20 protein-coding genes and 1 tRNA gene are annotated in these 23,549 nt (G+C 71.0%); 6 read left to right on the forward strand and 15 right to left on the reverse strand.

Features of this window, described 5'->3' with window-relative positions:
• Positions 1–73: 73 nt before the first annotated feature.
• The 3 genes from ACZ4V1_RS21520 to ACZ4V1_RS21530 all read right to left on the reverse strand — a co-directional run bounded on the left by ACZ4V1_RS21520 (position 74) and on the right by ACZ4V1_RS21530 (position 5,280).
• Positions 74–1,894 carry a tetratricopeptide repeat protein gene (locus ACZ4V1_RS21520; RefSeq protein ID WP_468338461.1) on the reverse strand — a complete coding sequence of 607 codons (1,821 nt, stop codon included), beginning with the start codon at positions 1,892–1,894 and terminating at the stop codon, positions 74–76.
• 239 nt (positions 1,895–2,133) lie between these two features.
• Positions 2,134–2,207, reverse strand: a tRNA-Met gene (locus tag ACZ4V1_RS21525).
• Positions 2,208–2,295: 88 nt separating this feature from the next.
• Positions 2,296–5,280, reverse strand: a complete 2,985-nt coding sequence (locus ACZ4V1_RS21530; protein ID WP_468338551.1) for a UPF0182 family membrane protein — start codon at positions 5,278–5,280, stop codon at positions 2,296–2,298.
• A 164-nt stretch (positions 5,281–5,444) separates the two neighbouring features.
• Between ACZ4V1_RS21530 and ACZ4V1_RS21535 the strand changes: the two genes are divergently transcribed.
• Complete coding sequence (locus tag ACZ4V1_RS21535) at positions 5,445–5,987, forward strand: PPA1309 family protein (protein WP_468338463.1); 543 nt, start codon at positions 5,445–5,447, stop codon at positions 5,985–5,987.
• Positions 5,988–6,017: 30 nt separating this feature from the next.
• Here ACZ4V1_RS21535 and ACZ4V1_RS21540 read toward each other — a convergent pair whose 3' ends face one another.
• The 3 genes from ACZ4V1_RS21540 to ACZ4V1_RS21550 form a co-directional block, all read right to left on the reverse strand.
• Positions 6,018–7,112, reverse strand: coding sequence for a YlbL family protein (locus tag ACZ4V1_RS21540; protein WP_468338466.1), 1,095 nt, complete (start codon positions 7,110–7,112; stop codon positions 6,018–6,020).
• Positions 7,113–7,474: 362 nt separating this feature from the next.
• Positions 7,475–7,936, reverse strand: a complete 462-nt coding sequence (locus tag ACZ4V1_RS21545; protein WP_468338469.1) for a molybdenum cofactor biosynthesis protein MoaE — start codon at positions 7,934–7,936, stop codon at positions 7,475–7,477.
• Positions 7,937–8,077: 141 nt separating this feature from the next.
• Positions 8,078–9,199, reverse strand: coding sequence for an SDR family oxidoreductase (locus ACZ4V1_RS21550; protein ID WP_468338472.1), 1,122 nt, complete (start codon positions 9,197–9,199; stop codon positions 8,078–8,080).
• A 192-nt stretch (positions 9,200–9,391) separates the two neighbouring features.
• Between ACZ4V1_RS21550 and ACZ4V1_RS21555 the strand changes: the two genes are divergently transcribed.
• Complete coding sequence (locus ACZ4V1_RS21555) at positions 9,392–10,834, forward strand: zinc-dependent metalloprotease (RefSeq protein WP_468338475.1); 1,443 nt, start codon at positions 9,392–9,394, stop codon at positions 10,832–10,834.
• A complete protein-coding gene (locus ACZ4V1_RS21560; protein WP_468338478.1) occupies positions 10,831–11,358 on the forward strand; it encodes an NUDIX hydrolase in 528 nt (175 codons plus the stop codon). The genes ACZ4V1_RS21555 and ACZ4V1_RS21560 overlap by 4 nt, the downstream gene beginning before the upstream one ends.
• 65 nt (positions 11,359–11,423) lie before the next feature.
• On the opposite strand, the gene ACZ4V1_RS21565 is transcribed toward ACZ4V1_RS21560, so the two are convergent.
• The 4 genes from ACZ4V1_RS21565 to ACZ4V1_RS21580 all read right to left on the reverse strand — a co-directional run bounded on the left by ACZ4V1_RS21565 (position 11,424) and on the right by ACZ4V1_RS21580 (position 15,383).
• Complete coding sequence (locus ACZ4V1_RS21565; RefSeq protein WP_468338481.1) at positions 11,424–12,179, reverse strand: AIM24 family protein; 756 nt, start codon at positions 12,177–12,179, stop codon at positions 11,424–11,426.
• 17 nt (positions 12,180–12,196) lie between these two features.
• A complete protein-coding gene (locus ACZ4V1_RS21570) occupies positions 12,197–12,877 on the reverse strand; it encodes an AIM24 family protein (protein WP_468338484.1) in 681 nt (226 codons plus the stop codon).
• Between the two features lie 13 nt (positions 12,878–12,890).
• A complete protein-coding gene (locus tag ACZ4V1_RS21575) occupies positions 12,891–14,615 on the reverse strand; it encodes a TerD family protein (protein ID WP_468338486.1) in 1,725 nt (574 codons plus the stop codon).
• A 171-nt stretch (positions 14,616–14,786) separates the two neighbouring features.
• A complete protein-coding gene (locus ACZ4V1_RS21580; protein ID WP_468338488.1) occupies positions 14,787–15,383 on the reverse strand; it encodes a M48 metallopeptidase family protein in 597 nt (198 codons plus the stop codon).
• A 300-nt stretch (positions 15,384–15,683) separates the two neighbouring features.
• Between ACZ4V1_RS21580 and ACZ4V1_RS21585 the strand changes: the two genes are divergently transcribed.
• Both ACZ4V1_RS21585 and ACZ4V1_RS21590 read left to right on the forward strand, forming a co-directional pair.
• On the forward strand, positions 15,684–16,898 hold the full coding sequence (locus ACZ4V1_RS21585) for a TOMM precursor leader peptide-binding protein (RefSeq protein WP_468338490.1): 1,215 nt from the start codon (positions 15,684–15,686) through the stop codon (positions 16,896–16,898).
• Positions 16,891–18,285: an ABC1 kinase family protein gene (locus ACZ4V1_RS21590; RefSeq protein WP_468338492.1), complete on the forward strand. Its 1,395-nt coding sequence runs from the start codon at positions 16,891–16,893 to the stop codon at positions 18,283–18,285. Before ACZ4V1_RS21585 ends, ACZ4V1_RS21590 begins: the two co-directional genes overlap by 8 nt.
• 109 nt (positions 18,286–18,394) lie before the next feature.
• Here the strand turns inward: ACZ4V1_RS21590 and ACZ4V1_RS21595 are convergent, their stop codons facing one another.
• The 4 genes from ACZ4V1_RS21595 to ACZ4V1_RS21610 form a co-directional block, all read right to left on the reverse strand.
• On the reverse strand, positions 18,395–18,718 hold the full coding sequence (locus ACZ4V1_RS21595; protein ID WP_468338494.1) for a hypothetical protein: 324 nt from the start codon (positions 18,716–18,718) through the stop codon (positions 18,395–18,397).
• Positions 18,715–19,083 (reverse strand): WhiB family transcriptional regulator, encoded by a 369-nt coding sequence (locus tag ACZ4V1_RS21600; protein ID WP_055417960.1) that lies wholly within the window; start codon positions 19,081–19,083, stop codon positions 18,715–18,717. Before ACZ4V1_RS21600 ends, ACZ4V1_RS21595 begins: the two co-directional genes overlap by 4 nt.
• Positions 19,084–19,257: 174 nt before the next feature.
• Positions 19,258–19,578 carry a hypothetical protein gene (locus ACZ4V1_RS21605; protein ID WP_468338496.1) on the reverse strand — a complete coding sequence of 107 codons (321 nt, stop codon included), beginning with the start codon at positions 19,576–19,578 and terminating at the stop codon, positions 19,258–19,260.
• Positions 19,579–19,742: 164 nt separating this feature from the next.
• Complete coding sequence (locus ACZ4V1_RS21610; protein WP_468338498.1) at positions 19,743–21,944, reverse strand: ATP-dependent DNA helicase UvrD2; 2,202 nt, start codon at positions 21,942–21,944, stop codon at positions 19,743–19,745.
• 241 nt (positions 21,945–22,185) lie between these two features.
• Between ACZ4V1_RS21610 and ACZ4V1_RS21615 the strand changes: the two genes are divergently transcribed.
• Positions 22,186–22,428 (forward strand): mycoredoxin, encoded by a 243-nt coding sequence (locus ACZ4V1_RS21615; RefSeq protein ID WP_055417962.1) that lies wholly within the window; start codon positions 22,186–22,188, stop codon positions 22,426–22,428.
• 87 nt (positions 22,429–22,515) lie between these two features.
• Here the strand turns inward: ACZ4V1_RS21615 and nudC are convergent, their stop codons facing one another.
• Positions 22,516–23,460 carry an NAD(+) diphosphatase gene (gene nudC / locus ACZ4V1_RS21620; protein WP_468338502.1) on the reverse strand — a complete coding sequence of 315 codons (945 nt, stop codon included), beginning with the start codon at positions 23,458–23,460 and terminating at the stop codon, positions 22,516–22,518.
• Positions 23,461–23,549: the final 89 nt, after the last annotated feature.

Below are 23,549 nucleotides of genomic sequence, written 5' to 3' on the forward strand. Positions count from 1 at the left end.
GGAAGCAAATCGATTCCCCCCACCCCCGGCCGCACCACCCCCGGCCCCCGAAGGAGACGGCCCCGGCGCGGCGTCAAGCCGACAGTTCCTGCCGCAACGCGTCCCGCAGCCGAGCCGCCCGCTCCCCCACCTCGCCCGGCCCCAGCGACACCGCCCGGTCCGCCCACCGCTGCCCCTCGGCCAGCTCCCCCCGCCGCGCGCAGACCAGCGCCAGCCGCAGCGCCGCCCTGCCGTGTCCGGCGTCGGCCGCCCGGCGCCACCACACGACGGCCTCCGGGTCGCTCCCCTCCCGGGCCAGCAGCAGCCCCAGGTTGAAGGCGCCGTTGCGGGACCCGGCCTCGGCAGCCTCCCGGTACCACCGAGCCGCCTCCACCACGTCGCCCCGCGCCGCGGCCAGCATCCCGACCCGCACCTGGGCCCGCCGGTGCCCCTGGGAGGCCGCCCGCTCGTACCACTCCTCGCACTCGGACTTCTCCTGTGCGGTCTCCCCGAGCTCGTGCGCGGGCGCGGGCGGCCTGCGCGCGTCGAGCACCGCCGCCAGCCGGTACGCGGCCTCCGCGCTGCCGCCCCCTGCCGCGCAGCGCAGGAACCGCTCGGCGTCGCGCTCGTCCCCGTCGCGCAGGCGTGCCATCCCGACCTGCAGCGCCGCCTCGGTGTGCCCGGAGGCAGCGGCCCGCTCGTACCAGCGCAGTGCCGTCCGGTCCTCACCCCGTCCCGCGTGCAGGATCCCGAGGTTGAAGGCGGCGTCGACGCTTCCCGCCTCGGCGGCCTTGGAGAACCACGGCTCGGCACCGGTCTCGTCCCCGCTGCGCAGCAGCAGGATGGCCAGCGCGTTGGAGGCCTCCCGGTGTCCGGCGTACGCGGCCCGCCGGTACCACTGCTCGGCCTGCGTGGTGCGCCCCTGTTCGGCGCAGAGCAGCCCGAGGTTGTACGCCCCGTTGTCGTCCCCGGCGTCCATCGCGGCCCGGTACCAGCGTTCGGCGGTCTGGGTCTCGCCGCGCTCGGCGTGCAACGCGCCCAGCGCGTTGGCCGCGTTGCCGTCGCCGTCCTGCGCGGCCCGCAGCCACCACACGGCGGCGCTCTCCGTGTCCCCGGCGTCGCGCAGCAGAAAGCCGAGCGCGCAGGCCGCGCGGGCCTCGCCGTCCTTGGCGGACGTCAGGTACCAGCGGCCGGCCTCCTTGAGCTCGCCCCGCTTCTCCAGGATCGTTCCGAGACGCAGTGCGGCCCGCCGGTGGCCGCGCGCGGCGGCCTGCCGGTACCACTGCTCGGCCTCCTCGGCCGCCGGCCCATCCGCCGCTCCGCCGTCGCCGTCACGGTCCTGCCCGGCACGCCGGTCCAGCGTCCGCGCGAGGCGGTACGCGGCCTCCCGGTGCCCGCGGTCCGCCGCGGCCCGCATCCACCGCTCGGCACCGGCGTCGTCGCCGCGGTGCTCCAGCAGGTCGGCGAGGGCGTAGGCGCCCAGTACATGGCCCTGTTCGGCGGACTGGCACAGCCAGTACTCGGCGGCGGGCTCGTCGCCGCGCTCACGGAAGTGCCGCCCCAGTGCGTGGCCGGCCGCCGCGGACCCGGCGACGGCGGCGATCCGCCACCATCCGGCGGCCTCGTCGGCGTATCCCCGCTGGTGCAGCAGGACGCCCAGGTTGTTGGCGGCGGCCCGGTCACCGGCCGCGGTGGCGGCGCGCAGGTGGGACTCGGCTCCGTCGAAGTCGCCGCGACGCAGCAGCATCGCGCCGAGGACGCTCATCGCCTCGACGTCACCGGCATCGACGGCGAGCCGCAGGCGCACTTCCTCGGCGGCCTCGTCGGCGGCCTCCTGAGCCTCGTCCGCGGCTTCCTCCCGACCGGACGGCTGCGCAAAACGCCCTGTCCCGAACAGATTTGCCATGTCCCCCATAACGTCCATCGTCGCACCACCTGCAACCTGGGTACATCCGGTATACCGCAGCCAGTGAGGTCACTTCAGCGTTTTGTCGACATGCCCACAGGGAGACAAGTCAAACACAGATCTCCCCAACTCCCCTTGGCGGCGCGGCCGTAGCCACCACCGGCACATGCGTTCGCACATCACAAAGGCCCGGATTCCCTTGGGAATCCGGGCCTTCATGGTCGTTCGCACGTAGCTCACGACTTCAGTAGCGGGGACAGGATTTGAACCTGCGACCTCTGGGTTATGAGCCCAGCGAGCTACCGAGCTGCTCCACCCCGCGCCGTTGTGTTCACAACCCTAGCACGGCGCGGGATGGGCTTTGACCAGCTCTGATGCTCAGCTCCAACGCTCGGCTCGAAGCAACGGCGTCAGCCGCTGTCCGGGCCTGATCCGGAGCCTCCGGTCGGGGTCGGACTCGGACTGGCCTTGCCGTCCTCGCCCTTGTCCCCGTTCTTGTCGTCCCCGTTCTTGCCGCCGCCCTCGTCGGCCTTGGCCTGTGCGTCCTCGGCGCGCTGAAGAGCCTCCTCCAGATCCTTCTGCGCCTTGGCGTACGCGGCGAGGTCCTTCTGTTCCAGCGCCTTCTGGCCGGCGTCGAAGGCCTTCTGCGCATCGCTGAGCGCTTCCCGGACCGTCGGGTTGGTGGAGGTCGGCGGCGGCTCGGTGGTCTCCTCGCCCTCGTCCGCCGGTGGCTGGGCCGAGCCTTCCTCCGCCTCTCCGAAGACCTTGGCGAGGGCCTCGTCGAGCGTGTTCTCGAAGGCGGTGTTGCCCCCGTAGCTCACCAGGACCTTGCGCAGCAGCGGGTACTTGAGATCACCACCACGCACGTAGACCGGCTCGACGTACAGCAGTCCTCCGTCGAGGGGCACCGTCAGCAGGTTGCCGTACTCGACCTCGGAGTCCCCACCTCTCAGCAGCCTGATGGTCTCGGCGATGTCCTGCTCGGAGTTCAACTGGCTCTGGACCTGTTTCGGTCCGTTGACGGTCGTACTCGTCGGCAGTTTCAGGATTCTGATCTTTCCGTAGCCGTCCGTCCCGGCCTCGGCGTCCACCGCCATGAACGCGCTGATGTTGTCGCGTCCGTTGGGAGTGAACGTCGTCGTCAGCGAGAACGCCTGCTGTTCCTGGTCCGGCATCTTCATGCTCAGGTAGTACGGAGGCACCGCGTCGCCCGACTTGTTGGTCGGGTCGTCCGGCACCTGCCACACCTCGCTGCCGCTGAGGAACGTGTTGGCGTCCTTCACGTGGTAGCGCGTGAGCAGCTCGCGCTGGACCTTGAACAGGTCCTGCGGGTAGCGCAGATGCGCCATCAGCGCGTCGGAGATCTCGCTCTTGTCCTGCACCGTGTTCGGGAACGCCTTCATCCAGGTCTTGAGGACCGGGTCCTTGGTGTCCCACTGGTAGAGCTTGACGTCACCGCTGTACGCGTCGACGGTCGCCTTCACGGAGTTGCGGATGTAGTTGACCTGGTTCTGCTGGGCCACCACCGCGCGCTGGTCGTTGGCCGCGGTGAGCGAGTCGGCGGTGGTGTCACCGAGCGTCGTACGCGACGCGTACGGATAGCCGTTCGTCGTCGTGTAGGCGTCGACGATCCACTGGATACGGCCGTCCACGACCGCCGGGTAGGCGTCGCCGTCGATGGTCAGCCAGGGCGCGACCGCCTCGACGCGCTCCTTGGGCGTGCGGTTGTACAGGATCCGCGAGCCCTCGCCGATCGCACCGGAGTAGATGATCTGCGGCTCGCTGAACGCTGCCGCGTACGCCGCCCGGTTGACCGGGTTGGACAGGTCGACCCCGCCGTCGCCCTTGTAGCTGAACGTCTTCTCCCCGTTGTCGTCGGAGTAGTCGATCTCCTTCTGGGGACCGCCGACGATCGAGTACGTTTCGGTCTTCTCGCCGTAATAGATCCGCTGTTCGTACGTCCCGAGGTCGCCCTTGGACGGCAGGTCGGACTCGATGAAGACCGGGCGGCCCTCGGAGTCGACCTCGGTGCCCTTGGCCGCGACGACGCCGTAGCCGTGGGTGTAGCGGAAGTGGTTGTTGATCCAGTTCTTCTTCGGGATGCCGGCCAGGTTCAGCTCGCGCAGACCGATGACCGTGTCCTGGTCCTTGCCGTCCTTGGCGTACCGGTCGACGTCCAGGTTGTTCGGGAACGCGTAGTAGTTCCTCATCTGCTGGAGCTGCTGGAACGTCGGCGAGATGACGTTCGGGTCCATGATCCGGATGGACGCGGCGGCGTCCACGTCGTCACGGAGCTTGGTCTTGTCCTTGGTCTGGCTCACGCCCGCGTAGTCGGCGACCTGGGTGCCCTCGATGCCGTAGGCGTCGCGCGTCGCCTTGAGGTTCTTCTCGACGTACGGTGCCTCCTTGGCCTGCTCGTTCGGCTGGACCTGGAACTTCTGGACCAGTGCCGGGTACAGGCCGCCGATGAGGATCGCGGAGAGCACCATCAGGCCGAAGCCGATCACGGGCAGCTGCCAGGTGCGACGCCACAGGGTGGCGAAGAACAGCAGCGCGCAGATGACGGCGATGCAGAACAGGATCGTCTTGGCCGGCAGGTAGGCGTTCGCGTCGACGTACCGCAGGCCCGTCCAGCTGTCGGTGGCCTTGAAGTCGCTGGACTTCACCGCCAGTCCGTACCGGTCGAGCCAGTAGGCGACCGCCTTGAGGGCGACGAAGACACCGATGAGCACCGACAGGTGCCCGGTGGCCGCGGCCGTGGCCCGCGCACCCGGGCTGGTGACGCGGAGCCCGCCGTACAGGTAGTGGGTGAGCGCGGCGGCGATCACCGAGATGATCACGGCTGCGAAGCCGAAGCCGAGCAGGAACCGGTACCAGGGCAGGTCGAAGGCGTAGAAGGAGACGTCCAGCTTGAACTGGGGGTCCTTCTGTCCGAAGGACACGCCGTTGACCCACATGAGCCAGGTCCGCCACTGGCCGGAAGCGGAGGCGCCGGCGATCAGGCCGACCAGGGCCGTGATGCCGAGCAGCAGCCACTTCTTGTACGGGGCGATGCCCATCCGGTACCGGTCGAGGTTCTGCTGTTCCATCGACATGGCGCTCAGCGGCGGTCGCAGCCGGTGGGCCAGCCAGATGTTGAAGCCGACGGCGAGTGCCATCAGCAGACCGAACACGAAGAAGAGTCCGATCTTGGTCCACAGGGTGGTCGTGAACACCGACGAGTAGTGGACCGACCGATACCAGAGCCAGTCCGTCCAGAAGCCCGCGAACATGGTGAACGCCATGCCGAGCACGGCGAGGACACCAAGTGTCATCAGCAGGGTTCGGACACGCCGGGACGGGCGGCCCACTCTGATCCGCGGCCCCGTCGGGGGGCCTCCGCCGCGGTCCGGCATCTGGAAAGCCAAGGTGCGCACCTCGAAGTTCGCTGTTGATCCGTCAGGCCCCCGGGTTCGCGGGCCCCCCGTGCGCCCCCGTGTTCGTGGGCCCACACCTATGCAACTTACTCATCGTTTACTCGGTTCCCGATTCGGGCCAGTAACGAGGCAGGATTGTGACCATGTCCAACACCCCCATGGCAGCGAGCCCCCTCACCCGGGCCGTACTCGAGATCGACGAGTACGTCTCCGGCCTCGGCTGGGACCAGCCCGCACGCCTCTTTGCACTTGTCGACACCGCACGGCTCAAGGCCGACCAACCCTCGCTCGCGGACCGGCTCGGTCTGCGGGACGAGCCGGAGAGCTCCGGCCTGACCCCGATCGAGCAGGACGAGATTCCAACGGACCAGCCGCTCGACGAGTTCCTCGGCACCATCGCCTGGCCGGACGCGGTGGTCGGCTGCGCGCTCGCCGTGGAGCGCCTGATGCTGCCGCCGTCGGCCGAGGCCCAGGTCCCCGAGGGCCTGAACGAGACGAAGCTGGCGCAGTGGGTGGCGGAGCACCCGGACCGCCAGGAGGTCCGCATGACGGTCGCGGTCATGCGGGACGGCGCCCGCGACTCGGCCCTGCGGCTGCGGGAGAAGGACGCCGCCACGGAGGTGCTGACGGGCTCCGGCCTGGTGCCGGGGCTGGCCCAGGCGCTGACGGCGACCTTCGAGGAGTAGCCCCGCGGCTCTACGCGCCTGCCCGGTCCGTCATCCGGCCGGGCACTTCGGCAGGTCGGAGGTCTTCCCCGAGCGGATGTCCTTCAGCGCGCCGAGGGCGTCGTCGATGGTGTCCACCTTCACGAGGGTGAGCCCGTCGGGGATGTCCTCGGCGGCGGCCGCGCAGTTGTCGGCGGGCGTCAGGAAGTACTGGGCGCCCTTGTCGCGTGCGCCGATGGTCTTCATCCCGATGCCGCCGATCGGGCCGACCTTGCCGTTGTCGTCGATCGTCCCGGTGCCGGCGACGAACTTGCCGCCGGTCAGGTCGCCCGGCGTGAGCTTGTCGTAGATGCCGAGGGCGAACATCAGTCCGGCGCTCGGGCCGCCGACGTCGGCCAGCTTGATGTCGATGGCGAACGGGAACGTGTGATCGGTCCCGGCGGAGATCCCGACGATGGCGCGCTTCTCACCGGCGTCGTCGAAGGTCTCGGTGGTGATCGTGACCTTCTGCGTCTTGGTGGGCGTCCGGTCCTCCTTCTCCGCGGCGGCCTGCTCCTTGGCGGGCACGATCGTGAAGACGACGTCCTGTCCGGGCTTGTGCTTGGTCACCAGCTCGGCCACGTCCGTGGGCTTTTCGACGGCCGTGCCGTCCACCGCTTTGATCACGTCTCCGGCGTGCAGTCTGCCCTCGGACGGTGAGTCCTTGACGACCGTGGAGACGACCACCCAGGACTTCACCGGGATGTCGAGCGCCTTGAGGGCGGCGACCTTGGCGCTCTCCTGGGACTGGCTGAACTCCTCGGCGTTCTCCTGGGTGGCCTCTTCCTCGGTCTTGCCGTCCGGGTAGAGGGTCTCGTGCGGCACCACGCGGTTGTCGTGCGCCAGCCAGCCGTAGACCGCTTCCACGAGGTTCATCTTGTACTCGGCGCTGGTGACCCGGACGGTGGTCATGTTCAGATGGCCACTCGCCTCATAGGTCTTGCGCCCGTCGATCTGCAGCACCGGCTCGCCATCGTGATCCCCGAGGGTGTTCACCGTCGGCCCCGGGGACATCTCCGAGTAGGGCACGGGGATGAACACACCCGCGCACAGGAGCGCGATCAGCATCAGGGTGGAGGCGAGCATCGTCGCAGTGCGGCGTGGCATGGCACGACAGTACGGGACAGGGCTGTCAGAACACCGTCAGGGCTGCGCCGTCCGGTCAGGCTCCGGTGCGGGGCTTCTCCATGGCCTCTCGGAAGCGGGCGTACCCGTCCAGCTCGGGCCCGTCGCTCCGTGTCCTACGGGTCCGGTTCGCCCAACTGCCCCACAGACCCGCGCCGACAGCCGCCACAAGCGGAATCAGCAACCAGGCAAGCGCCGCCATGCCGACCTCCCAACCCATGAGCGTCCGCGACTGACTGATCAGCAGATTAACCATCCGCAGTGACAACGCTCACGCCGGGGGGTCGGTTACGCAACCCGAGCGACGGGGGTGACTCAGGAGCGGCCAGGGCCGTCCGTCGCCTTCAGCAGGCCCCCACCCACTCCTCGGTCCCGTCGGAGAAGGACTGGTGCTTCCAGATCGGCACCTCGTGCTTCAGGTCGTCGATCAGCCTCCGGCAGGCGTCGAAGGCCTCGCCCCGGTGCGGGCAGGACACGGCGACGACCACGGCGAGATCCCCGACCTCCAGGTCACCCACGCGGTGTACCGCCGCGAGCGCCCGTACGGGGTACTCCGCGACGACCTTCTCGGCGATGCGCCGCATCTCGGCCTCGGCGCTGGGGTGGCACGAGTACCCGAGCCGATCGACGTCGGTCCCTCCGTCGTGGTTCCGCACCGTCCCCACGAACAGCGCGGTGCCGCCCGCCGCGTCGTCCCCGACGGCCCGGAAGACCTCGTCCACGGACAGGGGCGTCTCCCGGATGCCGATCAGCTTGACGGGGTCCGGCGCGGCCAGCTCGCCGGGGTGGTCGTTGGTGGTTGCCATACGCCCATCGTGCCCCACGGCACGGACGGCGCGGAACAGCGCCATCACCCGGCACGCGCGCGTACCGCCTTGGAGCCTCCTACAGGGCCGCGCGGCCGACCGGCACCGGGCCAGGAGACCGGCGGCGGTCCGGCACCCGCCTCAGATCCGCCGCCGGGCCTTCCGGGCCCGGCGCACCACCGCGGCCGCGCCCAGCAGCGCCACCGTCGCGCCCGCGGCTCCCGCCGCCGTCGCGTCCTTGCGCCCGAGGCGCCGTCCGGCGACCGTGTGCCGCCCGGAGACCTCCTCCAGCAGCTCCCCGAGCACCTCCTCGTTGGTGTACTTCGGCCGCCAGCCCGCGTCGTGCAGCCGGCTGCCGCTCACCACCCAGGGGTACATCGTGTACGCCAGGTCCCCGGCCGGTGAGGGCGTCAGTCCGATCCGGTGCAGCCGGGCCGCCGCGCCGAGCGCGACCGCCGACGGCAGCTCCATCCGCCGGATCCCGCTGAGCTCCTCGACCTCCTCCTGCTCCAGCCACCCGTCGCAGCCGACGGCGAGTTCCCCGTCCGCCTTCTCGAGCACGGCGTACTCCAGGGCGCTGCACAGGTCGTCGACGTGGCAGAACTGCCAGGCCGGCCGCGACCCGGCCACGACGAGCAGTCGCGGTGACTCGAAATACCTGGTCAGCGCGGTGTCCATGCCTCCGACCAGCACCGCCGGCCGGACGACGGTCACATTGAGGCCGGGATGCGCCCGAGGCGCGCGACGCGCGAGCCGCTCGATCTCCAGCAGGTCCCCGACCCCGGTGGCCTCGGCCGTGGCGCGCAGCTCGGCGTCCTCGGACAGCGGCAGCTCGTTGTCCGGGAGGGCGCCGTAGACCATCGCGGAGGTACACAGCACGACCCGGTGCACGCCGGCCGCCGCTGCCGCGGTCAGGACGGTCTGCGTCCCCCGGACGTTGTAGGCCGTCCGTGCGGCGGCGTCGGTCTCCAGATCGAGGTCGAGCGCCAGGTGGACGACCACGTCCGCGCCGCGCAGTTTCTCGGCGATGGCCGGGTCCCGCACGTCCAGGATCTGCCACTGTGCCGCCGCGCACTCACCGCGTCGTTCGTCGATGGCGACGACCTGTCTGACCTCGTCGGACGCGGCGAGCCGCTCGGTGAGCAGCGCCCCGACGCCGGACGCGGCACCGGTGACCGCGACGACGGGTCCGCGCGCGCCGGGGCGGGAGGAACTGGTTGACTGGTTTCGCGCTGCGCGAACCTGCGGATCTGGGGAACTCACCGGGCGTCTCCAGCGGTTGTCTTCAGTACGGACGCGGGCGACGCGTACGTACCAGGTGGCATCCATCCTGCCGCAGGCCGTCAGTCGGCGAAGCACCGAGGCCCGAACCGCCCCGGGTGTCTACGCTGGGTGGTGAAGTCGGGCAGCCGTGCCGCCGGAAAGAACCGGCGGCCCTACCAGCCGAGGAACCCCGTGAGTGACACCCCATTCGGATTCGGCCTTCCGCCGGAGGAGCCGGACGACGGCGACGAGGGCAAGAAGAAGGACCAGCAGGGCGGCGGTGGTCAGGGACCGGCCAACCCGTTCGGATTCGGGCCCGGAGCCGGCGGCCTTGGCGGCCCCGGCGCGGACAACCCGTTCGCCGCCATGTTCGGTTCCATGAACCCCAACGACCTGGGCGCCGCGTTCCAGCAGCTCGGCCAGATGCTCTCCTACGAGGGCGGCCCGGTGAACTGGGACATGGCCAAGCAGATCGCCCGCCAGACGGTCTCCCAGGGCACGCCGGACGGCACGAAGGACGCCAGCGTCGGCCCCGCCGAGCGCAATGCCGTCCAGGAGGCCGTCCGCCTGGCCGACCTGTGGCTGGACGACGCGACCGCCCTGCCCTCCGGCGCGGGTACCGCGGTGGCCTGGAGCCGCGCGGAGTGGGTCGAGGCGACCCTGCCCGCCTGGCGCGAGCTCGTCGACCCGGTCGCCGAGCGCGTCGGCACCGCCATGGGCGACGTGCTGCCCGAGGAGATGCAGGCCATGGCCGGCCCGCTGATCGGCATGATGCGCTCCATGGGTGGCGCCATGTTCGGCACGCAGATCGGGCAGGCCGTCGGCGTGCTGGCCGGCGAGGTCGTCGGCTCGACCGACGTGGGCCTGCCGCTCGGCCCGGCCGGCAAGGCCGCGCTGCTGCCGGTGAACGTCGAGGCGTTCGGCAACGACCTCGGTGTGCCGCAGGAGGAGGTGCGGCTGTATCTCGCCCTGCGCGAGGCCGCCCACCAGCGCCTCTTCGCACACGTGCCGTGGCTGCGCTCGCACCTGTTCGGTGCGGTCGAGGGCTACGCCCGCGGGATCAAGGTCGACACGGCCAAGCTGGAGGACGTGGTCGGCCAGTTCGACCCGCAGAACCCCGAGCAGTTGCAGGAGGCTCTCCAGCAGGGCATGTTCCAGCCGGAGGACACCCCGGAGCAGAAGGCCGCCCTGGCCCGGCTGGAGACGGCTCTGGCGCTCGTCGAGGGATGGGTGGACGCGGTGGTGCACGCCGCCGCCAAGCCGCGCCTGTCCTCCGCCGACGCGCTGCGCGAGACGCTGCGCCGCCGTCGCGCCTCGGGCGGACCGGCGGAGCAGACGTTCGCCACGCTGATCGGCCTGGAGCTGCGTCCGCGCCGCCTGCGCGACGCCTCCCGTCTGTGGGCGTCCCTGACGGACGCGCGCGGTGTCGACGGCCGGGACGGCCTGTGGGCCCACCCGGACATGCTGCCGACCGCGACCGATCTGGACGACCCGGACGGTTTCGTGCACCGGGAGCAGCTCGACTTCTCCGAGCTGGACAAGATGCTCGGCGAGGCGGCCGGCAAGCCCGACCTGAGGAAGAAGGACGGGAAGGGCCAGGAGGAGGCCGACGGCAAGGGCGACGACACCGAGTGAGCCTCCACGACGACGCGGTCCTGGTCCTGAAGGACTACGCGGGCCAGGACGCGGGCCAGGACACCCTGCGGGACGTCTACCTGGACCACCTCGCGACGCACCCGGACGGCATGTGGAAGGCCTGCGGGGACGGGCACATCACGGCGAGTGCCCTGGTGATCGACCCGTCCGGCGGGCGGGTCCTGCTGACCCTTCACAGGAAGCTGCGCATGTGGCTGCAGATGGGCGGCCACTGCGAGCCGGTCGACGAGACGCTGGCGCGGGCCGCCCTGCGCGAGGGGAGCGAGGAGTCGGGCATCGCCGGCCTGACCCTGGTCCCCGGCGGCCCGGTGCGGCTGGACCGCCACCACACGCCCTGCGCCTGGCACCTGGACGTCCAGTACGCCGCGGTGGCCCCGGAAGGGGCCGTGGAATCGATCAGCGACGAGTCCCTCGACCTGCGCTGGTTCCGGTACGCCGAGGTCGCGGACGTGGCCGACGAATCGGTCGTACGCCTGCTGGAAGCGGCCCGCGCCCGGCTCTGAACCGGGTAAGGGGTGACCGCCTTTGCGATCACCCCTTACAACCCACGCGAAACGGCGCCGCGCGCTCAGCTCCAGACGTTGCCCTGGTTCTGACCTCGGGCACCCTGCTGGCCCATGCCGTACTGCGCGGCGATCCCCTGCCCGAGCTGGGCGTTCTGCGGGGGCAGCAGTTCACTGGGCTGGACGAGCGCGAAGCCGCTGCCCATGAAGCTGAGCTCCCAGCCCTCGCCGGTGCTGCCGCGGCGCCGCCACACCCCGGAGGAGTGCGTCTGGGCCTGCATCTGCACGCGCAGGCCGGTGGACCAGGCGACGATCGCGTCGGCGTCGCAGTTGACGTACTTGTCGGGCGTCACCTGCATCAGCAGCGGGGCGCCCGAGGTCATCAGGGCGACCTTGCCCCGGCCGGTGATGTTGAGCTGGTATTTCCCCGAGCCGGAGATGCCGTAGAGGCTGTCGACCGCGATGACCTCGTGGTGCAGGGACGACTCCATCGCCAGCACATAGCTGCTGTCGACGGTGAGACCGTCCTGATCGACGTCCATCACGTGGATGTACTGGGCGAGGTTGGCGAAGAAGACCGTGCCCTGCCCGTGGCAGCGCATCAGGTCCAGGCCCTCGCCGGTGTGCGCACGCGTGCGTGACTGGTTGTTGCTCTGGTACTCGGCGTCGAACTCGACGAGTCCCTGGTAGGCGACCATCGTGCCCTTGCGGGCGAGCACGTCGTCGTGGCCCTCCAGGGCAACGCGCAGCATGTGCTTGTTCTGCAGGCTCCAGGCTTCCTGGGTCTGCTGGTCGTTGTAGGCGAAAAGCGGGCTCTGCATGGTGTTCTGGCTCCCCCTCAGCTCCGGACCCGGAGGCGGTCGGTGCTGTCCTCGCTGGGCTGGACGACGACGATGCCCTGACCGGAGAAGGCCATCTGGTAGGCCTCGCCGCTGCCGCGGCCGATCAGCGACTGCGCCTTGAAGCTGCGCTTGCCCTTCACCTTGAGGTTCGGGGACCAGGCGACGAGGGCGTCGGGGTCGACGTACGTCTCGTCCTCGCCGCCGCCGCAGTCGACGACGATCGGCTTGCCCCGGGAGGTGAGCGCCACCCAGCCCTGACCGGAGATCTTGGTGTTCCACAGGCCCTGACCGGCGAACTTCGCCAGACCCTTGACCCGTTCCACGCCCCACGTCAGGTGGGCGTCGAAGGCGAGCAGGTTGGTGGCGTTGACGGAGATCCCGTCGCCGTTGAGGTTGATGACGACGACGTTCGCTCCGTAGTCGGCGAGGTAGAGCAGTCCGTCGCCGGAGCACTTCATCAGGGGTGCGCCCTCGCCGGTCATCCAGTCCTTGGCGATCTGGCGGACGGCGGGCGGATTGGGTTCGTACTGGACGAAGCCCTCGTAGGCGACCATCGAGCCCACGCGCGCGAGGAGGTCGTTCCCGGTCTGCATGGCGACCTTCAGCATGTGGTTGCCGTGGTTCTCCATGCGTGCGGTGACCGGTGCGGGAGCGTAGCCCGCGAGCGGCTGGTTCATGTCGGGCTCTCCCTCAGATCTCGTACGGCTGGACGACGACGAAGTTGCCGGGTGCCGCCCGGAACTGCAGGTTGACGCTCTCGCCCGTGTCGCCCGCGTAGGAGTTGCGGCGCATCCGCACCTGGCTGGAGACGACCACCTGGGCGGCTGCCGACCAGGCGACCACGGCGTTGCAGTCGGCGAACGTCGTGGGCGTGACCGGCAGCACCACGGGCACGCCGTGCGTCTTGACGACGATCGTGCCGGTGCCCTGGAACTGCATCGTGAACAACGCCCCACCGGGGATGCCGTGCCCCTCGATGCGGCGGACCTCGTACTGAAGGCTCTCGTCGAAGGCGAGGACGTTCTCCGCGGAGACGCACACGGCGTCGCCCTGGAGCTCGATGGGGTGCAGCATCGCGCTGTTGTCGGCGAGGAACACCTGCCCCTTGCCGGTACAGCGCATCAGCTGCATCTCCTGGCCGGTGGCGTTGCCCACGACCCGGCCGGCGAATCCGGCACCCTTGTAGCTGAAGTCGACCTTGCCCTGGTAGAGCACCATGCTGCCCTGCCGGGCGAGTACGGGCCGGCCTTCCGCCCCGAGGTCGACGCGGACCAGCTTCTTGTTCTGCTGGGTCCAGCGCTGTCCGGTCGCCGTCTCCTTGAACTGCTGGAGCGCCGCCATCACCCCGGCGCCCTGCGGCGCGCTCTGGGGCATGCCCTGCGGGGCTCCGTGGGGGGCCTGCTGGCCGTAGCCGGGAGGCGGGGCGGGCTGCCCGTATCCCTGGGGCGGGGCGGCGGGCCGGCCGTAGCCCGGCGGCGGGGGCGGGGGAGCCTGGGGCTGGCCGTATCCGGGGGGCGGCGGGGCGGTCTGGCCGGGGACCTGACCGTACGGCGGCCGGCCGGGCTGGCCGTACGGAGCGGGCGCCGGTGCCGGGGGTGGCACCGGGGGGCCACCGGGCTGCGTGTTCATGGGCGCGACGACGGTCTGCGCGGCGTGCACGTCGGGCCCGGGCGCCGGGGCGGGGACCGCGGGCGGCGTGGCGCCGGGCGGCGGGGCAAACCCCTGCGGGGCCGGGTGCGCGGGCTGCGGGGCGGGGGCAGCGGCGGGCTCAGGGGCGGCGGCGGGCGCGCCGAACGCCGGCGGTGCCGAGGCCTGGGCAGGCGGTGCGAAGCCCGGGGCGGCGCCGGTCTGCGGCTGCTGCGCCTGCTGCGGCGCGGGCGCCTCCTCCTCGGCGACCTCGCCGCCGAAGTTCTTCAGCAGCGCGTCCAGGCCGCCGTCGAAGCCCTGCCCGACGGCGGCGAAACGCCACACGTCCTTCAGATAGAAGTCGCCCAGCATCACCGCGCGCTCGGTGGAGAACTCCGAGCCGCTGAACGGATAACGGGCCACCTCCTCGCCGCCCGCGACGATCCGGATGTATCCGGGGCCGACCTGCGACATCTGTCCGGCGCCGTCGATCGTCGCCGTGAAGGACAGCTTCTGGACCTGCGGCGGAATCCGGTCGAGGGTGACACGGAAGGACTCCGTGTCACCCGCCTGCGCACCCAGGAGCTGGATGGACTCCTCGGGGGTCTTCGGTTGGTTGAAGAACACGAAGTACCGGTCGTCCGACAGCCGCTCGTCGGCGTCGAGACCGAAGCAGCTGATGTCGAAGCTCAGTCCGGGGCCGGAGATCTGCACGCCTACGTACAGATCCGTGCCCGCGGTGAGGTCACTGATCCTGGCCTTGTGGCCGCGTTGGAATTCCCTGGCCATGCGTTACGACCGTCCCCCATCCGAATGTGAGTGCGTCGCGCCAGGCTAACGGCAATTCCGGACACCGGAGGAAGTCGGTACGAAGCCGGTACAGAACCCGTGCGCCGCCGTGTCGAACATCCCGCGGGGCACGCTCGGGGTGGCGCTCGGGGGGCACTCCGAGGGGGCGCGCTATTCGCTGCGGGCGCCGGGAACGTGCGGCAGCCGGTCGGCGGCCACCACGCCCTCGAGGTAGCCGCGGGCCCGCTCGGTCCTCGGATACGCCTCCAGCAGCCGCCAGAACCCGGGACCGTGGCCGGGGACGAGCAGGTGCGCCAGTTCGTGGAGAAGGACGTAGTCGACGACGTACTCGGGCATGCCCTGGAGACGGTGCGACAGCCGGATGCTTCTCTCGGCCGGGGTGCACGAGCCCCAGCGCGTGTTCTGGTTGGTGACCCAGCGGACCGAGGCGGGCCGGGCGCGGCCGTCGAAGTACTGGCCCGACAGCCGCTCCGCGCGCTCGGCCAGCTCCGCGTCTCCGAGTACACGCCGGCTCTCCTGGGCGGCCAGCTTGTCCAGCATGACACTCACCCAGCGTTGCTCCTCCGCCTCGGACATCCGGGCGGGGATCAGCACGACGGTGCGATCGCCCTCGCGGTACGCGGAGACCGTCCGGCGTCGCCGGGTGCTCCTGCGGACCTCGATCGCGCTCGCCCCCGAGCCGTTCGACGGCGGATTCGTCGGTGTGCGCTGGGGTGTCCCGGCGCGGTGCAGTGGGTCGGCGGACACGCCTCGACGTTACCCGCTGCGCACGGGGAAGTCCCGGCTCCGGGCTGGTTCGGTGCCGATCCGCCACCCGTCTTCCGAGGTGTTCCGGGTGTACGACTGATTTGTACGACGAATACCCACTACCTGTGGACAACTTTCGACGCCCGGCCGCCCATCCGGGCATGCTGGCACTCGCCGGCGGATTCGCGACCGACCGCACGAACCGGTACGCGACCGATCACCGCCGGGCACACGGGAATGTCCGAAGACTTGCGAGGACGGCACAAGTCTTGGATCTCGAAGGCTTACGGGGGGTCTGGCATGCATCCGATGGTGAAGCCCGCGCTCAGGCGCGGCTGGCGCGATCTGAACACCGTGCAGTTCGGGATGACGCCGGCGCACGCGCTGACGCTCGGCCCGGTGGACACGGCGACGGGCAGCTTCCTCGACCTGCTCAACGGCACCCGCGGGCCGGCGCTCCTGCGCGAGGAGGGGCGGCGCATGGGCCTGCCGGACGGGCACGTCGACCGAGTGGTGGAGCGGCTGGCCAGGGCCGGACTCCTCGACGACTCCCGGGGCGGCGGGCCGGACGCCGACGCCCTGCGGGAGAAGAAGGAGCTCCTCGACCGGCTTCGCCCCGATCTCGCCTCGCTGTCCCTGACCACTTCCGAACCGGGGGACGCCATGAGACACCTGGCCGCCCGGCGGGCCCTGCGGGTGCGGGTGAGGGGTGCGGGGCGGGTGGGTGCCGTGCTCGCCGGTCTGTTGTCGGGCGCGGGCGTCGGCGAGATCGACGTGCTGGACGGCGGCCGCGTCGAGCCGTGGGACGTCGCCCCGGGCGGGCTCCCCGCCGAGTCCGTCGGCGACCGCCGCGACGAGACGGCCCGCCGCGCGGTCCGCCGGGCGGCCCCCGGCCGCGCGGCGCGCCGCCGTCCCACGACGCCGCCCGAGACGGGCGCCCCGGGATTCTCCCTGGTGGTCGTCGCGCCGCGTGACGATGTCGCGGTGCACACGCCCGACCCCGCCGTCGCGGAACCTCTCATGGCCTCCGGTACGCCCCACCTGTACGCCGGCGTCGTGGAGGGGACCGGCGTCGTCGGCCCCCTGGTCCTGCCCGGCGAGACGGGTTGCGCCGGCTGTCTGTACGCGGACCGCACCGACCGCGACCCGGCCTGGCCCCGTCTGGTGGCGCAGTGGCGCTCCGGCCGACAGCTCCAGGTACGCCCCTGCGACCTCACCCTCGCCACGACCGTCGCCGGGCTCGCGGCGGCCCACGCGCTCGCCTTCCTGGACGGCCGGACGCCCTCGAGCGCCGGTGCGCGCTGGGAGGTTTCGCTGCCTGGTCTGCGGTGGCACACCCGGCCCGTCCGGGCGCATCCCGCCTGCCCGTGCGGAGCCGCCGGAAAAGGTAAGCAGGAACACACCCCCGAGTACGGGGAACGGCGCGCGACAATGGCTGGGCAAGGGCCGTCGGCGGAAGTACGCCATGAGGCAGAACCGGCGCGGCCGGCTGGGACTTGGAGGGCGCATGTCTGATCTTCCGCGCAAGGCGGTCACCCGCACCGCCAAGCTCGCCGCGCTCCCGCTCGGCTTCGCCGGGCGGGCGACCTGGGGGCTCGGCAAGCGAATCGTGGGCGAGTCCGCGGAGATCGTCGGCCAGCAACTGCAGCAACGCACCGCGGACCAGCTGTTCAAGGTGCTGGGCGAGCTCAAGGGCGGGGCGATGAAGTTCGGACAGGCCCTGTCCGTCTTCGAGTCGGCGCTGCCTGAGGAGGTCGCAGGCCCCTATCGGGCGGCACTGACGAAGTTGCAGGAAGCGGCGCCGCCGATGCCGACCCGCACGGTGCACTCCGTGCTCGCGGAGCGGCTCGGCGAGGACTGGCACGACCTGTTCCTCGAGTTCGAGGACAAGCCCGCCGCGGCCGCCTCGATCGGCCAGGTGCACCGGGCGGTGTGGCACGACGGCCGCGAGGTGGCCGTCAAGGTGCAGTACCCGGGCGCCGGCGAGGCTCTGCTGTCCGACCTGAACCAGCTCAGCCGCTTCGCCCGGCTGCTCGGCCCGCTGGTCCCCGGCATGGACATCAAGCCGCTGATCACGGAGCTGAAGGACCGGGTATCGGAGGAGCTGGACTACGACCTGGAGGCGCAGGCCCAGCGGGCTCACGCCGAGGAGTTCGCGGACGATCCGGACATCGTGGTGCCGGACGTGGTCCACCAGTGCGAGCAGGTGCTGGTCACCGAGTGGATCGACGGCATCCCACTGTCGGAGATCATCACGGACGGCACAGCGGAGCAGCGCGACCGGGCCGGTCAGCTCCTGGCCCACTTCCTCTTCTCGGGTCCGGCACGCACCGGCCTTCTGCACGCCGACCCGCACCCCGGCAACTTCCGTCTGCTGCCCGGCGGGCCGGACGGCGAGGACGACTGGCGCCTCGGCGTCCTGGACTTCGGCACGGTCGACCGCCTCCCGGGCGGCCTGCCCGAGCCCATCGGGCAGGCCCTGCGCATGACGCTGGACGGCGAGGCGGACGCCGTCTACGAGATGCTCTGCGCCGAGGGTTTCGTCAAGGAGACGATAGAGCTGGACCCCGACGCCGTCCTCGACTACCTCCTGCCGATCATCGAACCGGCCCGGGTCGACGAGTTCACCTTCACCCGTGGCTGGATGCGAAGCCAGGCGGCCCGGATCGGCGACCCCCGCTCTCCCGCGTACCAGCTGGCCAAGCAGCTCAACCTGCCGCCGGCCTACCTGCTGATTCACCGAGTGACCCTGAGCACCATCGGTGTGCTGTGCCAGCTGGGAGCCACGGTGCGCCTGCGCGATGAGTTGGAGGAGTGGCTGGTGGGATTCGTCTCGGAGGAAGAGGGCGAGTACGAGGCGGCGGACGAGTACGAGGTGGAGGAGACGGCGGCGGAAGCCTGAGCCGCCGGAGCTGAACGCGCCGTGGGGGCCGGTCCGTTCGGACGGACCGGCCCCCACGGGGAGAGCTTCGCCTCCCGGGCCGGGAGGCCACCGCTACCGGTGTGCTCGGTTACTGCATGACCGCCATCGCGAGCGCCCGGCGGGCGCGCCGCGAAGCGCGCTCGGCCCGGCGCTGCATCCGGCGAGCGGTCGCCAGGCGCAGGGCCCGGCGTTCCCGCTCCGCCTCACGCAGGCGGTCGTGCATATGCGCACGAGCCAGGGCTTCTGGGATGAGTTGCATCTCACGGGTCCTGTTCTGACGCGAGTCCTTCGCGTCGCTGGTGGTGAAGTCTTCAGGCGCGGAGCCTGCGATGTCGTGGGTGGACGGCTTCATCGGGGCCTGCTTCTTGGGGTCGTACGTGAGGGGACGGTCGATCGTTCCTGCGGTGTTCATGCCGAGACCGGGTTCTTGCGCGGGCGGCCACGGGGCCGCTTCCGGGCTACGACGACACCCTGCACGAACAGCTCGCCACCCCAGACGCCCCAGGGCTCACGCCGCTCCTTGGCCCCGGCGAGGCAGGCCTCGATCAGCGGGCAGGTGCGGCAGAGGGACTTGGCGTACTCGACGTCCGCCGGCGACTCGGCGAAGAAGACCTCCGGGTCGTAGGAGCGGCAGGGGACGGGCACGCCGAGGTTCTCGATGGCGTCGTCGAGCGCGGTGAGCGCGGTGAGCGGGGTCAAGGTGGAGTCCTCCGTGGGGACGGGCTTGGGGATCGTGTCGGAAGGCGGTACGGACGGGGCGTGCGCTTCGAGTTGCACGGGTGGTCTTCCTCGTCTGGTCGTTCCGGCCGGTCGGCCGGGTGGCGGCTTGGTACCGGGTTCTTTTCTTGTCCCGAGGCCCCTTCGTGCTGCCGTCCCCGTTCGAGGACAAACAGAAGGGCCGCGGATCCCGGGTGGGGTTCCGCGGCCCTGAAGGCGCCGGCCTGATCGCGATCAGGCTGGATGACTCCAGGGTTCTGGCCCACGGAAGGCCCACATCAGGTGGTGCTGCGTCGTCTGCTTCCGGAATCCGGCACCGGTCGCGGTAAAGGCATAGGCCTGCGCCTGTGCCGTTACTGCTGCTTCCAGTGCCTTGGTCGGTCGCTCATTGCGCTCACGGACGGGAAGGCCCGCGGGGGCAACGGAGGCGGAGGCCGGACGCGCGGCACGAATGCCGGACAGACCGGTGCCCCGGTTGGAAACGCCGAGCATGCACAGGGAGACGGCCGAGCGATCGGTCAGTTTGGCGGTGGAGCTGAAGTTGATGCTGATCACTGGACTCGCCTCCTCTCGGCGTCTCGGGGGACTGGGACGAACCAGTCCGCGGAAATGCAAGTACAACACGGATTCAGGGCCTCCGGGAAGGCCGCTGCTCCCGTGACCAAGAACCTATGGGGATTCCCGGGGCATGCGCAAACTATTTTTTCGACGAGTTCATATCAGCCGTCCTCGTCAAGCCCCTCACCGCTCTGGCCTGCGCAGATGGCCAGGACGTCGGCTCCGTAGCGGTTGAGCTTGCGCGCTCCGACGCCCGGGATGCGCGCCAGTTCGCGCTCGTCCTCCGGCACGGACTCGGCGATCGCCATCAGCGTCTTGTCGGTGAAGACGCAGAACGCGGGCTGCCCGCTGCGCCCCGCCTGGACCGCACGCCACTCGCGCAGCCGCTCGTAGACGCCCTCGTCCATGTCGGACGGGCAGTCCTCGCAGCGCATCAGCTTCATCTCGCCCGCGTCGGTGAGCGTGCGCCCGCAGACCCGGCAGCGAGCCGGTGTCCGATGCGTCCGTCTCGGCGCTTCGGGCGCGGCACCGCCGCGCCCGAAGCCGCGCTCCACGCCTCCGGGGCCGCCCGCGGCCGTACGCCCGGCTGCCGTGCCCGACCCGGGCCGCAGGCCCTTCAGGAATCGGCTGGGACGGCGGCTCGCCCGGCCACCGGGCGAGCGGGCGAGTGCCCAGGAAAGGTGCAGGCGTTCGCGCGCACGGGTGACGCCGACGTAGAGGAGGCGGCGTTCCTCCTCGATCTGCTCGTCGGTCTTTGCGTAGGTGATCGGCATCATGCCCTCGGCGACGCCCACCAGAAAGACGACGTCCCACTCCAGACCCTTGGCGGAGTGCAGGGAGGCGAGGGTGACGCCCTGCACGGTCGGGGCGTGCTGGGCACCGGCCCGCTCGTCGAGTTCGGTGACGAGGTCGCTCAACGTCGCGCCCGCTCTGGCGGCGGCGAAGTCCTGGGCGAGATTGACCAGGGCGGCCAGCGACTCCCAGCGCTCGCGGACGGCGCCCGACCCTGCCGGAGGCTGTGTGGTCCACCCCTCCCCGGACAGCACCGCGCGCACCTGCGAGGGCAGGTCGACGGCGTCGTCGAGGAGCGAGTCGTTGCCGCCGAAGCGCGCCGCGGCCCGCAGGGAGCTGCCGGCCTTGCGCACCTCAGGACGGTCGAAGAAGCGCTCCGCGCCACGCAACTGGTAGGGGACCCCGACATCGGCGAGGGCCTGCTCATAGGTCTCGGACTGGGAATTCGTGCGGAACAGGACCGCGATCTCGGCGGCCGGCACGCCCGAGTCGATGAGCTCGCGGATGCGCCGGGCGACGCCCTCGGCCTCGGCCGGTTCGTCGGTGTACTCGGTGTAGACCGGCTCGGGGCCCGCGGGGCGCTGGGAGACCAACTCCAGACGGTGGTCGGCGGCCCGGCCCCGGGCCTGGGCGAGCAGGCCGTTGGCGAGGTGGACCACCTGAGGGGTGGATCGGTAGTCGCGGACCAGCTTGACGACGGTGGCGCCGGGGTGGCGGCCGCGGAAGTCGAGCAGATGGTCGGGGGTTGCTCCCGTGAACGAATAGATCGTCTGGCTGGCGTCCCCGACCACGCACAGGTCGTCGCGGTCACCCAGCCACAGTTCCAGCAGCCGCTGCTGGAGGGGGCTGACGTCCTGGTACTCGTCGACGACGAAGTGCTGGTACTGGGCCCGGACCTGTTCGGCGACGTCGTGCCGGTCCTGGAGGACGGCCACGGTCAGGAGCAGCACGTCCTCGAAGTCGATGACGCCGCGCCCCCGCTTGAGGTCCTCATAGGCGGAGTAGAGCTGGGCGATCTCGGCCGGGTCCCGGGGCGCCTCACGGCCGGCCTTGGCCGCCGCGAGGGCGTAGTCGGCGGGGACGGTCTGGGTCACCTTGGACCACTCGATCTCGGCGGTGGCGTCGCGCAGCTCGCCCCGGTCGAGGCGGATGCGGCAGGCGGCTGCCGCGTCGGCGACGAGCTGGATCTTGCGGTCGACGAGCCTGGGCAGGGAACCGCCGATCACTTTCGGCCAGAAGTACTGGAGCTGGCGCAGCGCCGCCGAGTGGAAGGTGCGGGCCTGGACGCCCGCGGCACCGAGCTGGCGCAGCCGGCCGCGCATCTCGCCCGCGGCACGGTTGGTGAAAGTGACGGCGAGCACGCTGGACGGCTGGAGGATCCCGGCTCGTACCCCGTAGGCGATGCGGTGGGTGATCGCCCGGGTCTTGCCGGTTCCGGCGCCCGCCAGCACGCACACCGGACCGCGCAGGGCGGTCGCCACCTCGCGCTGCTCGGGGTCTAGCCCTTCGAGCACCGCGTCGGCCGAGTCCGGTACCTGCGGGAAGAGGGTGGAGCGCGTTGCTGCTGTCACACCGCCATGCTGCCAGGTCGCGGGAGACGCGTGAGTCGGTTGTCCACAGGCACGCACCGATAGTCGTACCAATGCGACAGGCGTCACGCGCCGGAAGCCCCGTCCGGACCGCGTCCGGACCGCGTCCGCCCTCGCCCGACCCCGCCCGACCCCGCCCGACCCGCACCGGGAATGGCGGCGCCTCCGCGGATGTTCCCCTCGTGCGACCTCATCCCCGAGCCGCCGAAGGAGCGCGATAGACATGCCGGGCACTGTGACGATGTACAGCACCACGTGGTGCGGCTACTGCCGCCGGCTGAAGAGCCAGATGGACCGCGAGGGCATCGCGTACACCGAGATCAACATCGAGCAGGACCCGGAGTCCGCCGCGTTCGTGGAGAAGGCGAATGGCGGAAACCAGACGGTGCCGACCGTGCTCTTCCCGGACGGCTCGACGCTGACGAACCCGTCGCTGGCGCAGGTGAAGCAGAAGGTCGGCGCGTAAGCGGCGGCACGACAGGACGTTCGAGGTGTGTAAGAGGGGTGGCCCTCCCCGGCGGGGAGGGCCACCCCTCTTACGCGTCGTGCCGCCTCAGAAGACGCCGCGCGTAGGCAGCGGCTTGCCGTACCAGAGCTCGATGAGGCGGGCGGCGATCGAGATGCCGTAGGGCGGGAGCACCTCGCCGGACTCGAAGGCGGCGCCCAGTTCGTCGCGGGAGAACCAACGGGCCTCGTGGATCTCGTCGCCGTCGACGTTGATGTCGGTCGAGGTGGCCCGGGCCATGAAGCCCAGCATGAGGCTGGACGGGAAGGGCCAGGGCTGACTGGCGACGTACTCGACGGGGCCGACGGTGATGCCGGCCTCCTCGTAGACCTCGCGGCGCACCGACTGCTCGATGGACTCGCCGGGCTCCACGAAACCGGCGAGCGTCGAGAAGCGGCCCTCGGGCCAGTGGACCTGGCGGCCGAGCAGGAGGCGATCCTCCCCGTCCGTGACGGCCATGATCACTGCCGGGTCGGTACGAGGGTAGTGCTCGGCACCGCAGGCGGGGCAGCGGCGGATGTGGCCGGCCGCGGCGATGACGGTGCGCTCACCGCAGCGGGAGCAGAAGCGGTGCAGGCGCTGCCAGTTCTCCAGAGCGACCGCGTGGGCCATCAGGCCCGCGTCACGGGGCGACAGGAGCAGCCCGGCCTCGCGCAGGCCCGCCGGGCGGGCGGACTGGTCCATGCGGCCGGGCAGGGAGTCCTTCTGGAGGGCGAAGTAACTGACACCGTCCTCGTCGGTGCCCAGGAAGTAGCGGTGTGCCTCGGTGAGCGGGGCCTCGAAGGAGGGGGTCATGACGACTTCGGTACGCCCGTCGGGCGTCTCGTCGATGAGGACCTGGCCGCCGGAGACCACGAAGCAGCGCGTCGACGGGTGGCTCCACGCCGCCGCGAGCCATGCCTCGTCGAGGCGGTGGTGGGCGGCGCGGTCGATGCCGCTGGGAGCGGTGAGCGAGATGGGACGGTCGGCGGTGTGGTCGGTCCAGGTGGTCACGGGTGCTTCCAACTCCCCCGGTGAGCGGTTCGGTTCGGCAGGCGGGTCAACGGGTCGTAGGGCGGGTGGCGACCGGGTCCCGGAGGGCT

The sequence above is a fragment of the Streptomyces sp. NPDC028991 genome (assembly GCF_055564775.1).